Genomic DNA, 16,134 nt, shown 5'->3' with positions numbered 1-16,134 from the left:
ATCAATTTTGTTCCTGTTCTTTCTTCAGTTCCTGTGCATCATACAGTTTGAAAAACGGAAACCAGACAATAAATACAATCACCAGGACGACCGCCAGCAAGATAAGCCCATTGAGTCCGGACATAATGTAGGTGGACAGGCCGATCGGCGTGTACCATAGCTGGAAGATCTGGCTCGGAATCCGCACCCAACCCCAGTCGAGAGCCAAGTACACAATCACCGGTGTGATAAGTGAATTAATCCACATCGGCACCATGAGTAATGGATTAAAGGCAATCGGTGCACCGTATACGACAGGTTCATTAATGTTGAACAAGGACGGGATAATAGTCGCCTTGCCGACAGATTTCAGTTTTTTCGAACGTGCCATCAGGAACCAAACAACTAACGGCAAAGTCGCACCCATACCGCCAATACCCAGCCAGCCGGAGAAAAAGGTTTCAAATGTGTTGATATTGACCGGATCTTGTCCCGCTGCGACAAGAGCTGCATTTTCTTCGATTGCAGGTATCCAGATTGCGTACCAGATCGGTGTCATGACCCACGGGCTTACGCCGAAAGAATACAGTACAACACCAATGAAATTGAACAATAAAAATCCGGTTAAGCTTTGTCCAACGGCATTGATCGGCTCAAATACGTTCACGATCAGTCCAAAAATATCAAAATGAAGCTGATATACAAGCAACCATCCTGTTGTTAATACCAGGGCGATCGGGACGAGAAAATCGAACCAGTCCATAATGAATTCGGGAAGTGAAGACCCTTTTTTAAAGAACGAAAATTTGTTACACATGATCATTACAAGAGCGACAAATACACCTACCAACAGTGCTGTAATCATCCCCGAGGGTCCAAATCGTTCAAGGATGAACTGAATGGTACCGTCTTCGTTTACCGTCGGGTTAAGCAGCATAACGAACAGAGATATCCCCGTCATTCCTGCCAGCAACTTGATTTTGTGTCGTTCTCTTTTTTCCATCACGACATAAGGCGTCAAAAAAGCAATAAACAACCCCAGTAAACCGAAACTGAATGTCGTGATGGGTGTCAGGTCCGGCATTCCCGGAATGAAATCCTGCAAAATCGAAATCAATGTAATAATCGAACCGATGAAAATCATCGGAATGGCGACCATGATGGCTTCTTGAATCGAAGAAACCCAAATATTGTTCGTAAACGCCTCCAATCTTGGCGCAAACGAATCTGTCATCCATTTCATGAAACGCTTCATCCAAAACTCCCCCTGTCTTCCTCTAAGCTGCCACAACCATAGTATATCGATTTGTGTTAACGCTTTCTTGTTGGAACTTGCCGCATCATGGATCGTTTTTTGCCCAATTCATCGCTATTGTTCTAGCTTGCCAGCCTGAACAAGAAATAAACAACAAAAAACATCCCTTCAATACTGAAAGGATGCCTTAAGAGTACTTTTTTAATATTGTTTATCCAAAATGAGCAGCATTACCCCATGCGGTGGAAGCAAAATCTCTCTGCGCCAACTTTCATCTCTTACCATCTCTGTCCCCATAACGGGTCCACTCCTACCGTTTAGATAGGCGATTTCTTCTTCCGTCAGGGAATAGGGCGATCCCATGCGGGTCCACTCATCAAATACCGATCCATGCTCCCGGTCCAGTTGATAACTGGTGCATTTATAAGGACCCTCGAGATTGCCCAGGGTAAGTTCATAAGCTTTGCTGCCTTTTTCCTCAAATACGTCATAGCGGGTTGAGCTGGATAATTCCGACCAATCTCCACTTGCAAACAGCTGGTCTACGTGAACATAGTGATAGAACAAAAATTGCATGCTTCCATCCCTTTTTCGGGTTCCAACATAACCGTCTCCCTTGACCATCAGCTCATCCCCAAGCTTTTGCATAAGCTCAAATGCATAATAGCTGGGTTTCTTCAGCCCATCGCGGTTAATCAGGCCAAAACCTCCGTAGAAAGGAGAAGCGGGAACGATACTTTCTTCGAATACATCGGTAAAGGACCAGAAAGCCATCGCTTTCACGTCACCGAGCGTGTTCATGGTGTGGTAAATGACAAATGGAGCCATGAACATGGTATCGTGTAGCAAGTTACGGTCATACAGCGAAAAGTTCCACTCGGTGACATGAAGTTCAACATGACCGTACGATGACGCATTCATTTTTTGCTGCATTAGCTCAATACTCTCTTTATAAAAAGCAGGGGGCATGATTTGGGTTAAACGATCCTCTTCAACTTTGAGCTTGGGATACTCCGAATAGATGTGGAATGAGAAAAAGTCGAGATCCACTTCCCGCTTGTGGCAATAGGACAAAAATTCCTCCGCCCAGGTATCATTCCAGATAGATCCGTAACCCATAGCTGGACCCCCCACCTTCAATTCCGGCAAAATTGATTTGATGGCATGAACGGTCGATTCGTAAAACGCAAAGTATTCTTCCTTGCTTCCTGCCCAACAAACACCAGCCAGGTCAGGCTCGTTCCATACTTCGAAATACCACCGTCTCACCTCTTCCGCCCCATAACGATTTAAACAATGACGAACGAATTCGCCAACAAGCGCCTGCCACTTGGCAGGGTCGGATGGCGGGCTGATATTCCCCCTCCACCAAAACAGCGTTTCTTTGGATCTCGCCAGTTGGCTAGGCATGAAACTTAATTCCACAAATGGCCGAACGCCTTGATCCAGCAGGAAATCATACAACTTGTCCACATAAGACCAATTATAGATGGGGATGCCCTGCTCGTTTTCGCTGTACACCATCATCTCGTCATTGAAGATGCCGTGAAATCGAATATATTGAAAAGGTACTTTGCCTTTCAGCGTGGAGAGCTGCTTCCGCCAATCTTCACGCAAACCTTCAATGGCTCTCCCCGCCGTCATGGTCATATTCCAGTGCTTTTCATAGACAGACGACGTCTGATCCGCACGAATTTCAATGCTAGTTTGGTCTGACAGATGTGCAGACGTTACAGGGAGCGTGTCCTGATCGGCATCTACCTTAGCATCCAGATATCGATACAGTGAGCCAATCGCATTCAACGTTTCCATCTCGTAATAATCTCCGCTTGAAGATTCCTCATACGTTTTGGGCTTGCGGTTCACATTCAACTGATGGGGTTCCGGTGTACGTAAAGCTTCCCGATAGGAACCGGGCGTGCAGCCGTACTTTTCCTTGAAGTATTTGTTAAACAGCTTCACATTGGCAAATCCGCAATCCAGCGCAATCTCAGAAATGTTTTTATCGTTTGCAGCCAGCTGAGCCTGAGCCTTCTCCAATCGAATGAGCGTCAAATACTTTTGGAAAGGTATTCCGATTTTGTCGGTGAAGAAGTGGGAGAAATAATGCAAACTTAAATGTTCGGAATGCGCCATATCCTGCAGCGTAATCTTCTCATTGTAGTGTAGATCAATATATGTGAGGACCCTGTTCAGTCTCTTATAGTCATAATCCCTGCTGCCTTCTTCCAATAGGGCATTGGTTCCACTGGAAAAACACCTTTGCAGGTAGCCGCATAACATCTGTAATCTGCCTATTGTGAAATTTTGATAACCCGGTGTTTTTTTGTTAATCTCCCATACCATCTGCGCAAGATATTGTTTAATGCTATGCAGCCGGGGAGCGTCTTGCTCCACATTCAAGGCAGAGTTACAGGTGATAAAGGTATTATTGTTCATCAACTCAGGACCGAATTGCAATGTCAATAACACGTTGTCCTGATTGGTTCGTTCGATCTTGTGGACTGACATACTGTTAACCACGATCACATCATCTTTTTGCAGTGTATATTGCTGCTGGTCCAGATACATGATGATTGAACCGTGGAGCACATATACAACTTCCACTTCCTTATGCCAATGGAAATCAATATGTTTTACCGAGTTCACGAAGAGTTTCATAGGCAGATCGTCCTGATGTTGAATAAACTCGTATAGATAGCGAATTGTCTGCACCTTCCTTCATACCGATTATTATAGGCACAGCATTTTGAAGATATCAACAAACTAAACAGTAATAACAAAAAAGCCGATCAATTAAGTTCAATTGATCGGCTCTTCTATATAAATGTTCAAATTACCTATTCAACCAGATGCCCTGCTATCTTACCAACCGCGGTTGGACATGCGCTCTTCAGGAGCCAATTTAGAAATTTCGATCCCTTTCATCGGGGCGCCCAAGTTTTTGGATACTTCGGCAATCAATTTGTAATCCGTGTAATGTGTTGTCGCTTCAACGATTGCACGAGCGAATTTCTCCGGGCTATCTGATTTGAAAATACCTGATCCTACAAACACACCATCTGCTCCCAGGTGCATCATTAATGCTGCGTCTGCTGGTGTAGCTACACCGCCTGCTGCAAAGTTAACGACAGGAAGTTTTCCATTTTCATGTACTTCGCGCAGTAGCTCATAAGCTACACCCAGGTTTTTTGCTTCAGCGTACAGCTCGTCCTTGGACATGTTTTGCACTTTACGGAGCTGGCTGTTAATTAGACGCATATGACGAACTGCCTCAACAATGTTACCCGTTCCAGGCTCACCTTTTGTACGAATCATCGATGCTCCCTCACCAATACGGCGAAGAGCCTCTCCCAAATCTTTCGCTCCACATACAAATGGTACAGTGAACTCATGTTTATCAATATGGAACACTTCGTCTGCAGGTGTAAGAACTTCACTTTCATCGAGATAATCCACACCTAGGGATTCAAGCACTTTGGCTTCTATGTAATGACCGATACGCGCTTTGGCCATAACTGGAATAGACACAACTTTCATAACCTCTTCAACGATCGTTGGATCAGCCATACGAGCTACACCGCCAGCTGCGCGAATATCAGAAGGCACCCGCTCAAGAGCCATAACTGCTGTTGCCCCAGCCGCCTCAGCGATTTTAGCTTGCTCTGCATTCATAACGTCCATGATGACGCCACCTTTTTGCATCTCAGCCATTCCTCTTTTTACACGATCTGTACCTGTTTGCATGATTGTATTCCTCCTATGAACTTTGGGTGGTTTTCAATAAAGGCATCGCTCTAAACTATGATTTAGTATAGAATGAGAATGGTCATATAAAAAGATCCAATAATTTTGGTTTTTATTGTACCACTTGAATTATAACTCTGGAGGTCCTATGCAATTTCATGTAGCTTACAGTTCATATTTGAACCGAAAATATACGAAGATGAAGGCTCTCTATCATGCCATTCGTGATGCTATTCATGAAGGTAATCTTATACATGGCGAGAAGTTACCCTCGACTAGAGAGTTAGCCGCGACGTATCACATTTCCAGAGGAACCGTGAATCAGGTCTATGATACATTGACTGCTCAAGGTTACATTCAATCAGAGCATGGAAGAGGAACCTTTGTTGCGTATCAGTTGGATTTAAGCAATGATTCGTCCACCGTGAAAGCTTGTAACCATCACTTATCAGCCTGGGGAAATCGTATTCAGCAGTTTGAACAGCTGACAACTCAAAGAAATGCACAAACCAATGCTCCAACACATGATTCCAGAATGGATCGCAACGAAGTGATCGACTTTAGCAAATACCAACCTGATTTATCCAAATTCCCTTACGATGAATGGAATAATCGATTGTATGCAGAGATACGGCAGCGTGAGCATCACCTGGAAACAACCTCTGCGATGGTCAGTTCAACCGGGGATCCGAGATTGAGAGAAGCCATTGCTGCCTACCTTCGAAGAATGCGGGGAATTCAAGTCGATCCGGATCATATTGCAGTGACTGCAGGCTCCATGCAAGCTATAGCTCTTCTCACTCAATTACTTGCAGATCCTGGGGATCACGTCGTGACGGAAAGCCCTTGTTATGTCGGGATTTCTAAAGCCATTTTGGCTGCGGGTGCACAGTTGATTGAAGCCAATCTCGATGGTCAGGGCGTTGTGCCCCAAGACTGGGAAGCGCGTATGTTGTTTGTCACGCCGTCACGACAGTTTCCCACTGGCGAAATGCTCAGCCTTGAACGCAGACAAACCTTGCTGGACTGGGCACATCGTCATGATGCCATGATTGTCGAGGATGATTATGATAGTGAATTCCGATATCGCGGAATGCATGTTGAACCGCTGAAAACACTTGATAAAGCAGGACGTGTAATCTACCTGGGCAGCTTTACGAAAACCTTGCCTTTTGAAGTACGACTTGGTTTTGTGGTTCTTCCACCTACCTTGGCAGATACCTTTAGAAAGGCACAGGCATTATACGAGCCAAGACCCGTCAACCTGATCGAACAACGGGCATTAGCTGCATTCATGACAAGCGGTCAATATGAGCGTCATCTGCGCAGGATGAATCGATTATACAGTCGCAAATTCGATCTGTTACTCAAACTTTTGAACAAGCAACTTTCTACATGGTTTGATTGGGTGGAGAATGAAGCGGGTCTGCACGTGTTTGGCTGGTGGCGAGGTAATGTGTCCACGTATGAGGCCTTTCGGGCATCGGCTAAGTCACAAGGTGTGGTATACTCAGAAGTCAGCAGTTCAACGTCAGTTGGTACGAAGTATGGTATATATTTATCTTTTGCACATTTGTCAGATGAACAGTTACAGGAAGGCGTATCCAGATTGAAAAACGCCGTCACAGCCTCTTTGTGAGGTACATCGTCTCCAAAATGTGGTACAAGAAGATCATCATTCGGAAGAGGGGCGATCGTTATGAATTGGTTAAATGAACTCTATAAAATAAATAAGCGGGAACCGAACAAGGAAATCGAACGTTCTTTGGTTAATGCCATCTTCCGAATATATGACCGGTTCCCCCGAATCGGTCTAAGAGAGCGGATCGGACAGCAAGAAATGTCTCTCGACATAGCCGATGCTTATATCCAAGGACATAACGCCATGATTGAAGCTGGTGTCGGAATCGGTAAGTCTTTTGCGTACCTGATTCCAAGTCTGCTCACGAATCAAATGTCTCAGAAACCAGTCATTATAGCTACATCCTCCATTCAGCTCTCTGAACAGATACATAAAGATTTAAGGACTATTGGAAGCAGATTGGGATTCACAACGGTTCGTTCCGTCGTGGGCAAAGGCATGGGCCAGTATGCTTGCCGAAGCAGGGCAGCGGAATTGATCAGTCTTGATGATGCTAACTCCTCCGTGTCTACCCTCGCCCAGCGCATATTAGATTATGAAATTGATGAAAGAGCCGATATTAAAGCTGGAGTTAGTGATGCCGAATGGTCCCACGTTTCCGTGAATGATTGCACATTTGAACGTTGCCATCATAAAAATGCATGTTTGTTCTACGATATGAGAGCGAAATTAAATGCAAAAACTCACGAAATTGATTTTATTATCGTGAACCAGGACTTGCTCATACGGGATTTGATGAAGAAAAAAGAAGGAACCAAGAGCATCATCTCGGAACAGCCTGCTCTGATCGTTGTTGATGAAGCGCATAATCTGGAAGCAAAAGTTCGAGATGCCAGAACACTTGAGTTCACTTATCGGGGAATCTGCCGCATTCTGGATACCACGGTGCAGCTTCTAACGAAGCAGTCCGGGGATAAAAGTCTCTTCTCACAATCCAAGTTCATCAAAAACTGCGCTGAGCGCATCTTCAAACAGGTAAACGCGGATCTGCTCCACCACGCCAAGCAGGATAACGACCGAATCAAAGTGTCGGAGATCAAAGGAATACCGTTGAACCAAGTCTCAAACGATTTGAAAGATTTCAGTCTACGCCTGTCCATTTTGACTTCTCGCCACGAGCGGGAGATCGATGACGCTTTTGAAGCCATCAACGGGCTTATTACTCTCATTGGTGTCTTATCTGAACTGGAGGACAACTATCTTTTATGGGCAAGCAGTCCCCTGGGAGTAGCTACGATCAGCATCTGTCCCAAAGATATAAGCCAATTTCTGAAATACACTTTATTTAATGGCAAGGCCCCTGTAATCCTGACGTCGGCAACGCTGTGCCAAGGCGGAGATACATTGGAGGAAGAATACTCTTATTTGACGCGCTCTCTGGGCTATAAGGGGGATTTTATGGATCGCAAATCCTCCCCTTTTGACTACACCAACCATGCCATGATGTACATCTCGAACAAAGTTCCCTCTTACCACCATGACCAGCGCGAAAACTATCTTGAAGCAGCTTACCAAGAAATGGTTCAACTCTGTAATCTAACTCAGGGAAGAACAATCGTCCTTTTTTCAGCAAAGGAGGACATGAAGTACATTCACAAGAAGTTGATGTCAGAGCTTAATGAATATTCATGGGCAGTCCATGTTCAAAAAGAAGGATCTTCACAGGACAGTGTCATCGCCGAATTCAGGAAAAGCAAAGGAGTACTCCTGGGTACCGGTGTATTCTGGGAAGGCGTGAATATCGAGGGTCCTGACCTGTCACAGGTCATTATTTTCCGTCTGCCCTTCCCTGTTCCATCGGATCCTGTTTATGAATATAAGGCATCTGTAACGGAGAATTCGTTCATGGAGGTGTTTGTACCGGACATGCTTCTTCGGTTACGGCAAGGAACGGGTCGTTTGATTCGAAGTGAAACGGACCTTGGCATACTCAGCATACTTGACTCTCGTCTCAGCGCAGCGGCCAAAAAGAGTTATCGGGAACAGGTGCTGGACACGTTACCGTTCAAAAAACTGACAGAGGATTTTGCGGTTTTGGAGAAGTTTGTCCAAAATAAAGGAATACGACGTACGGATTAGAAGTGGAATAACACGTAACCTTGAAAAACTGCCTAAATTACATGAAGCAGCCCTTCCACCTATCAAGCGGAAGGGCCAATTTAAATGCTGGAAGTAAGATTTATGCTACAATATATTCCAGATCTACGAACCCCAAAGGAGGCATTACCATGGTTGAAAGACCAACTACTGATGAATATGCAGCTTATTATGAAGGGTACATCAAGCTTGTTCCTGAAGGGAATATCATCGAACACTTAGAGCTGCAAGCCAACATCGTACCAACTTTGCTTTCTTCATTGACCGAAGAGCAAGCAAATTATCGTTACGCTGAAGGCAAATGGAGCGTGAAAGAGGTCATCGGCCACCTTTTGGATAACGAACGAATCATGAGCAGCCGATTGCTTCGTATCGCCAGAGGCGACCAAGCGAATCATCCCGGCTACGATCAGGACGTGCTTATGCAGACCCACCCGTTCAATGCATATACCCTGGCCGATTTGAGTGAAGAATATGCCGTCACACGTCGCTCAACCATCCTTATGCTCCGTCGCCTCACGCCGGAAGCTTGGCTCAGTAGAGGGATCGTCAGTGATAATCCTGCTTCAGCTCGATCAATCGCCGTTATTATGGTTGGACATGAGCTCCACCATTTATCCGTACTTCGCGATCGCTATTCGTTAGATTTGAATTTATAAAATTCATTCAAAAAGACTTTGAACCTTCATTCTCTGTAGGATCAAAGTCTTTTCTCAACAATCGTTTTATCGTTCAAATTATCGTTCAAAATGAATCAGATGTGCGTCCTCTCGCAAGGATAACGTGCAATAATGATTCAGAATCGGAATGTCCCCATTGAACTCAATGGGTAGTACCACATAGCTGGACTGAAAGTAATCCGATCCATTCCAGCGATCCGAAAAGTACAGGTACTCCTCCTCTGATCGCTTCAGCACAAACGCTGGTTGCGTTCGATATGTCGTTTCATCGCCAAAATCGCTGAGCATCCCCCATGGACCATCCATCATATTAGCCATCGCGTATTTCCCTTGATTGGGAGCCCAACCCGTGCAAAATGAGGTCACCATATAATACTTCCCGTTCCGCTTGAAGACGGCTGGCGCTTCTCGATACTCCCCCTGCCATAGCTTTCCGACAAGGCTTTCGACATTCAGGTAATCCTCCTGTAGACGATAGATGTGAAGGTCCGCATTGTCTCTGGCAGCCGAAATAAAATATGCCGTCCCGTCATCGTCCTGAAAGAGCGTGCAGTCACGCGACATATACCCGTACGGATTAAAGCTGCCATGATACACGAAATGACTATCCGGAGAATCCGATGTGGCAATGGCGCATGCGGCATCGTTGTAATTGTTACCATTCTCATAGTGAGCCCAAAGTACATACTTTTTGGTCACCGCGTTGAAAAGCACTTTAGGCCGTTCGAGATTTACTTTTCCACCTTTATCGTTCACTAATCCCAGATTTGTCCGAACTCGAATGGGTGCAGCTGGCGTAGAGGTCGTCAAAATATGGTTTCGAAACTCCCAGTTGAATAGATCTTTGGAACGGTAACAACTCACATATATATCGTCTCTCCGATCTTCGCCATACCAGTAATAATAGTCGTCATGGAATAACATATGTCCACCATGGGCATGGATCGGATTACCATTTGAATCATTCCAGATGCCACCATTGATTAATTGAATATTCACATCGTTACCTCTCTTCTTTTAGGAACATCGTTAATTGGTGCCCGATCCAAATACCTTCACTTCCCAAAGTCTTGGCGTGTACCAATTGTTTGGATTGTTATGAAGTGCCGCATTTTGCATATTAATTCGTACATACCTGGCAGCAGTGCTTGATAGCGTATCTGATGTGAAACCGTAAGATGTATTATTGGTTCGATCCAATGCCACGGTCCAGTTTACATTATCCGTACTGGTCTCGATTTTGTATTTGTAATAACCTTCGGAGCCTTTTTGCATCCACCAGGAGATTTGCACATTATTCAATTGCTGAACGGAACCAAGGTCGACCTTCCACCAATGTGGCCAGGAACTGCCTGTGCCGACCCATTCGGTTTGATAGTTACCATCATTAGCATAACTTGCCGGATTCGTTCCGGTAGCTGTTTGCGCTGTTGCAGGTTTACCTTGTGACAGCAGTTTCCCATTTTGAACGGGAACGACAACATCATCACTTGTATTGTATAGAACTTGATCAAAATAATCATAAAATGCGTAACCATCGGAGAACCAAACGGGAAGCAGTCGTTCCTCCGTTGTTCCATTTTGCGTACCTGCCCAGCCAAACATCCAGCGATATGCAACCATAACTACGTTGTTACCCGTATCTGGCTTCACCCGCATAACGGAACCCGACTGCGCCGAGAAGGTTGACGTGTTGCCAATTGTCCGTAATTCAGACCAATCTCCGTCTATGCTATTTGCTGATGAATACAAAGGTATACTCGGATACCAACCTGCCGCTTGGGAAGAGAACAAATAATAAATGCCATCTTTTTTGATCATCTTAGGCAGTTCTCTATGTTGATTTTGATAAATAACAGAAACTTGATAATCCACATCCAACCAATCGGAGGTTAACTTATACAAAATTGTGTCCGAATTATTATTAGCCGTAGAGATCAGATAGGCCGAATCATCATCATCTTTGAAAATGGAGATATCCCTTGATTGGTTTCCTTCCGGCCGAAAGCTTTTGTGAAAGGTAAAGTCTTCTCCAGGCGTGGCTGAAGCCACCGATACCCTGGCAAGTGTGTAGTCTGTACTGTTTTCATAGTGAGCCCAAAAAACAAACTTATTCGTAGGTGCATGGTATAGGATATTAATCCCCTCAAATTTAGAATTCGCCAGATCGGGATGATCCGTGTAGGAAAGGACCACTTTGTCGTTACCGTATGTGATGTCATCCGTTGACGTCTGTTGAATCATTTCGCCAAAACCGCCTGATGACTTTTGTACGAAATTGAATCTGTAGTAGGTATCTCCAACTTTAAGTTCATTGGGGAGCATAAGCGTTGATTGCGTTGTGTTATCAAAAGTTGTGAGGTTCTCTGGAAGGCTGAAAGGGGTATATTCTGGTGAGACAGCAGAGGTTAACAAGGAAGTTCCGCCATATGCCTTCACTTGATATTTGTACGTGCTACCTAGATTGAGGTCATAATCATCCGTCGTTGTACCGGTTAGGGTCTGTAATAAATGATAGGTCTCATTGTTCTCGGATCTATACAACTCGTATGCAGTCGCTCCCTGAACAGGTGCCCAATGGATTTTGGCATTGGATACTTCGGATTCATTCTTCAATACAAACAGTGTTGCAGCAATATGGGTCTCTTCACCAGCAGCGTGAACGGTTTGAGCTGAGGACGTTAAATGAACTGTTAACAACATCAATGCAATGACGATAGCCATCCACGATTTACCTTTGATCATGTCTCATCATCTCCTTTTTTAGAAGACCAACCTTCCAGTTGGCGGAAGGCTGATCCAGGTGATACTTGACTTTATTTCAAATTCATCAGTGTCATTACATCTGTCTCACTAGCTTGGTTGTACCAATCGTTAACTTCTTGGATTACGGTGTCTCCACCTTTTTCGTGCCACTGCTGGACAAAGGTATCAAATGCTTCAAGCGGCTCATTGCCATATATAATTTTGGTGAACGTCTCTTGTTCCATGGTGGTCAACTGTTCCCACACATTTTGCATCGTTGGCGTTGGTGGACCGTTAAACTCATTTGGCAGTAAAACATCCCTGTTTTCATACGAAATCCGGTATCCATCCTGCGTCGTTTGATCTTTTGAAGCGCTTTGAATGAGGACGCCCGTGTCGGCTTTAACTCCATTCGCCAGATCGTAGTACGATTGGCCGGGACCATCAACACTCGGTGTATTTTTGGTAAATGCCATTTTGCCAACGCCTTGCACAGCCTCTAATGGCGTATTAAATTTTGTTGGATCGAAAGTGACTTCGTCATTGACGATATCGTAATCGTAACCCTGAGCGTAGCCGTATTTAAAATCTCCAGTGCTGAACGCCGCATCATACATTTTATCGTAGTACAGGAAGAAGGCTTCCATGTTCTGAAAATCCTTGTTAAACATGAACACCCCATCGTTCAATTGGGCGGACTGATAGGTCTTATCTCCGTTCACGCCTTGAATAGTCGGATAAGCACTAATTTTCGCACCCTCAACATTTTTCTCTACGTCTTTCACACTGTCATATAGCCAAGGACGACCAATGATAATACCTGCTTTCCCCTCCGTAAAATCGGACAGTGCGTCCCAGGCCCCCTGGGTGGCCAATTCTTTGTTCAAGTACCCTTTTGCATACCAATCGCGTAACTTCGCCAGTGCCTCTTTGTTGCCATCAGCCACAGATCCATAAGTAAGTTTGCCGTTCTCGTTGTACCATTGTCTTGGAAGGTGCTTGCCCGTGTATGCGCTGAAGATCATGACCGGATCGCTGACCCAGCCCGTATTGTAGGAATCTTTCCCCGAAAATGTAAAGCCATATGTGTCTTTCTTGCCGTTCCCATCCGGGTCCTCGTTGGTGAACGCCGCGATGACTTGCTCAAACTCTTCAATCGTTGTTGGCGCTTTCAAATTTAATTTGTCCAACCAGTCCTGGCGAATCAGCATGACTTCGCCTTCCGTCAGATTCGGCGCGATCGCCATACCGTAGACTTTACCCTCCCTAACCACTGGATTGAAGGTGGTCGGGTATTGTTTGTATATTTCTTTTATCCGGTCAGGCATGTAGGTTGAGATGTCTTCCGTAATCTCCTTGACCTGCCCCGACTCGATCAGATCATTGACCAGCATGGTATCATAGACGGGCAGAACATCGGGCAACTTCTCGGAACCCGTTAACGCCAGCCGCAGCTTGGTATTATATTGTGAAGCATCACCTCCCAGCAGGGTGGTTTGGATTTTGATACCCAGGTTTTGTTCGCCCCAACGGGTCAACACATTGTCATTCAATGTCTCACCATTAATGTACTTTCCAGCATTCTCATCCTGTTGTTTGGCGATGGTGATCGTAAATGGAGGATCATATTTTCCGTCCTTAAGCACCGATGCCGGTGCGGTCTCGGAAGCACTCTCCCCTTTGCTACAGCCAGCCACTAGAATAGCCGACAGCATAACCATACTTACCATTTTCCATAACTCGTTTCTTTTCTTCATGGAAACATGCCCCCTTCACTCACTCAATTTGTTTTCTAGATAAGCTCAACTAATTTCATATTTACACTGACACTCCGATGACAGAATAACCTTCCGATCGCTGTTATCCCCAGAATTTTTAGATTCACCTTTACAAATGTAAATTTCTAGTGATAAAGGCGAACGCTCCGCTTCTTCAGATTATTTCTGTCCTCTCCGTTAAGATCGAATTTTTCGTCACAACAACTATTCTTTTACAGCTCCTAGCACGATTCCCTTTACGAAATAACGTTGTAAAAAAGGATAGACCAAAATGATCGGTAGCGTGCTGACGAAAATTTGAGCTGCTTTGATGCTTTGCTCTGACATTGCGGCAACCTCGGACTGGCTCATCGCCATATTTTGCATGTTGCTCTGTACGACAACGGTCTGTAGGAATGAAGCCAGCGGATACTTGCTCGCATCCGACATGTACAAAATTCCGTCAAACCAGGAATTCCAGTGCCCCACCATAATGAACAAGGATACGGTCGCGATGCCGGGCAGAGATAGTGGTAAATAGATTTTGCTGAGGATTACGAAAAAGGACGCTCCGTCAATGAATGCCGCTTCTTCCAAGGCTTTGGGAATCGTTTTGAAGAAGTTGACGAGAAGAATCAGATTATAAGCACCGAAAGCTCCCGGCAGCACAAGGGCCCATATTGTATCCTTTAATCCAAGGGCGGTGATCAATATGTAAGAAGGTATCAATCCCCCCGAGAAGAGCATGGTGAAGATAAAAAACCACATGAGCACGTTGCGTCCCCGGAATTCTTTGGATAGGGCATATCCTGCACAGGTAAGGATAAACATGCTGATGGTCGTACCCAAAACGGTCCGAGTGATGGATGTCAGCATGGCACCGTTGAAGTTGGAATTATTGAACGTTTTGATATAGGCATCCACGTTGAACCCGACCGGCCAAAATGAAACCATATTACCGCTAATGGCCGCTTTACTGCTGAGCGATTGCGCGAGCAAATGAAGCAGTGGAAGGAAACACGCCAGACCCGCCAGTATCATGAATGCGTAATTAAAATAGGAGAATACTCTATAGCCTGTCGTCTTATGGTACATGATCCCTCTCCCTCCTTGTTAGAATATTTTGTAATTGGCATATTTATAGGCCAGCCTGTAGGAGACGACGATCAAGATCAAGCTGATTCCCGATTTGAACAATCCTACAGCAGTTCCGAACCCATATTGCCCGTTTAATAAAGATGAACGGTAGACATAGGTATCAATGATATCTCCCGTACTGTAGACAAGCGGATTGTACAGATTGAAGACCTGATCAAAGCCCGCATCCAGAATATTGCCCAGACTCAGCGTAGAAATGACGATAATCATAGGCAACATGCTAGGCAAGGTGACGTATCGAATTTGCTGCCGGCGTGTGGCGCCGTCGATCTCGGCCGCTTCGTAATAAGAAGGATTAATCCCAGCAATGGTCGCCAGATAGACAATCATGCCGAAGCCAAAGCTTTTCCACACGTCGCTGATTACAACCGTGAATCGAAACAGATCAGGATCACCCAGGAAGTAAATGGGATCGTTCCCGAAAATCCGTGTCAAGATGTGATTGATTCCTCCGTCTAATCCGAGAATGTCGATCATCAACCCCGCGACCGTAACCCAGGACAAGAAATGCGGCAGATACACCAGTGTCTGAACACTTTTCTTAATGCCCATATTTCGGATCTCGCTCAGCAGAATAGCCATGACGATCGGAACGATAATACCGACGATAATTTTGGAAACGGCGATAATCAACGTATTAATGATCGCTTGTGTGGCTTCTTTGTACTGGAAAATTCGTTCGAAATTATCTAACCCGATCCACCGTGAACCTGTGATGCCCAGCCATGGTTTGTAGTCCTGAAATGCCATGAGCAAACCTACCATCGGGCCGTAAGAAAAGACGCAGACAAACACAAAAGCGGGAATACACAGTACATACAAAGGCCAGCTTTTCTTGAGTTCCTTTTTGAATGAAGTTCGCTGGGTAAGCTTTGTTTTTGTTTTTTTTGCGGATCTGGCGGGCACGATCTCGTTAATGTTGCATACCTCCTCTATGATGGCTCTTCGAAAGCGATCCTTGAAGATAAGCTTAACAAAAGCGCTTTCACTCCAAAATGCCAAAATTTCAAGATCATCACCCCACGCTGAAGTATTTTAAAACCGCTTTCATTTATCGCGGATACTGCCCTTCCG

Annotated in this window: 11 protein-coding genes; 3 read left to right on the top strand and 8 right to left on the bottom strand. The window is 45.0% G+C overall.

The genetic code is table 11. From position 1 onward, the window contains the following. Window position 1: 1 nt before the first annotated feature. The 3 genes from PAHA3_RS09710 to pdxS form a co-directional block, all read right to left on the bottom strand. Window positions 2-1,234: a PTS sugar transporter subunit IIC gene (locus PAHA3_RS09710; protein WP_062834547.1), complete on the bottom strand. Its 1,233-nt coding sequence runs from the start codon at window positions 1,232-1,234 to the stop codon at window positions 2-4. A gap of 201 nt (window positions 1,235-1,435) precedes the next feature. Continuing rightward, the gene (locus PAHA3_RS09705) at window positions 1,436-3,949 is read right to left on the bottom strand and encodes a GH39 family glycosyl hydrolase (RefSeq protein WP_371327906.1); all 2,514 of its coding nucleotides are present in this window, start codon (window positions 3,947-3,949) and stop codon (window positions 1,436-1,438) included. 150 nt (window positions 3,950-4,099) lie between these two features. After that, window positions 4,100-4,984, bottom strand: a complete 885-nt coding sequence (gene pdxS / locus PAHA3_RS09700; RefSeq protein ID WP_200869424.1) for a pyridoxal 5'-phosphate synthase lyase subunit PdxS — start codon at window positions 4,982-4,984, stop codon at window positions 4,100-4,102. 145 nt (window positions 4,985-5,129) lie between these two features. On the opposite strand from pdxS, the gene pdxR reads away from it, so the two are divergent. The 3 genes from pdxR to PAHA3_RS09685 all read left to right on the top strand — a co-directional run bounded on the left by pdxR (window position 5,130) and on the right by PAHA3_RS09685 (window position 9,379). After that, window positions 5,130-6,620: a MocR-like pyridoxine biosynthesis transcription factor PdxR gene (pdxR, locus tag PAHA3_RS09695; protein WP_062834546.1), complete on the top strand. Its 1,491-nt coding sequence runs from the start codon at window positions 5,130-5,132 to the stop codon at window positions 6,618-6,620. 60 nt (window positions 6,621-6,680) lie between these two features. Continuing rightward, entirely contained in the window at window positions 6,681-8,702 is a 2,022-nt protein-coding gene (locus tag PAHA3_RS09690; protein ID WP_062834545.1) for an ATP-dependent DNA helicase, read from the top strand. A gap of 149 nt (window positions 8,703-8,851) precedes the next feature. Continuing rightward, on the top strand, window positions 8,852-9,379 hold the full coding sequence (locus tag PAHA3_RS09685; protein ID WP_062834544.1) for a DinB family protein: 528 nt from the start codon (window positions 8,852-8,854) through the stop codon (window positions 9,377-9,379). Between the two features lie 78 nt (window positions 9,380-9,457). On the opposite strand, the gene PAHA3_RS09680 is transcribed toward PAHA3_RS09685, so the two are convergent. From PAHA3_RS09680 to PAHA3_RS09660, 5 genes are all read right to left on the bottom strand, one after another. Next, the gene (locus tag PAHA3_RS09680; protein ID WP_062834543.1) at window positions 9,458-10,399 is read right to left on the bottom strand and encodes a family 43 glycosylhydrolase; all 942 of its coding nucleotides are present in this window, start codon (window positions 10,397-10,399) and stop codon (window positions 9,458-9,460) included. 30 nt (window positions 10,400-10,429) lie between these two features. Next, complete coding sequence (locus PAHA3_RS09675) at window positions 10,430-12,145, bottom strand: discoidin domain-containing protein (protein ID WP_062834542.1); 1,716 nt, start codon at window positions 12,143-12,145, stop codon at window positions 10,430-10,432. Window positions 12,146-12,216: 71 nt separating this feature from the next. Then, window positions 12,217-13,902: a hypothetical protein gene (locus PAHA3_RS09670; protein WP_062834541.1), complete on the bottom strand. Its 1,686-nt coding sequence runs from the start codon at window positions 13,900-13,902 to the stop codon at window positions 12,217-12,219. A 225-nt stretch (window positions 13,903-14,127) separates the two neighbouring features. Further along, window positions 14,128-14,997: a carbohydrate ABC transporter permease gene (locus PAHA3_RS09665; protein WP_047843039.1), complete on the bottom strand. Its 870-nt coding sequence runs from the start codon at window positions 14,995-14,997 to the stop codon at window positions 14,128-14,130. Between the two features lie 18 nt (window positions 14,998-15,015). Further along, entirely contained in the window at window positions 15,016-15,966 is a 951-nt protein-coding gene (locus tag PAHA3_RS09660; protein ID WP_062836046.1) for an ABC transporter permease, read from the bottom strand. Window positions 15,967-16,134: the final 168 nt, after the last annotated feature.

Origin of the sequence: Paenibacillus amylolyticus (genome assembly GCF_001570725.1) — a bacterium.
In the GTDB taxonomy this organism is placed as follows: Bacteria; Bacillota; Bacilli; order Paenibacillales; family Paenibacillaceae; genus Paenibacillus; species Paenibacillus amylolyticus_A.
Note: the sequence above shows the minus strand (reverse complement) of the source record. Positions and strands in the feature narration are given on the sequence as shown.

Excerpts from the sequence above, each read along its gene's own strand:
- PAHA3_RS09710 (WP_062834547.1), bottom strand. The coding sequence starts at position 1,234 with ATGAAGCGTTTCATGAAATGGATGACAGATTCGTTTGCGCCAAGATTG.
- pdxR (WP_062834546.1), top strand. The coding sequence starts at position 5,130 with ATGCAATTTCATGTAGCTTACAGTTCATATTTGAACCGAAAATATACG.
- PAHA3_RS09690 (WP_062834545.1), top strand. The coding sequence starts at position 6,681 with ATGAATTGGTTAAATGAACTCTATAAAATAAATAAGCGGGAACCGAAC.
- PAHA3_RS09685 (WP_062834544.1), top strand. The coding sequence starts at position 8,852 with ATGGTTGAAAGACCAACTACTGATGAATATGCAGCTTATTATGAAGGG.
- PAHA3_RS09675 (WP_062834542.1), bottom strand. The coding sequence starts at position 12,145 with ATGATCAAAGGTAAATCGTGGATGGCTATCGTCATTGCATTGATGTTG.
- PAHA3_RS09670 (WP_062834541.1), bottom strand. The coding sequence starts at position 13,902 with ATGAAGAAAAGAAACGAGTTATGGAAAATGGTAAGTATGGTTATGCTG.
- PAHA3_RS09665 (WP_047843039.1), bottom strand. The coding sequence starts at position 14,997 with ATGTACCATAAGACGACAGGCTATAGAGTATTCTCCTATTTTAATTAC.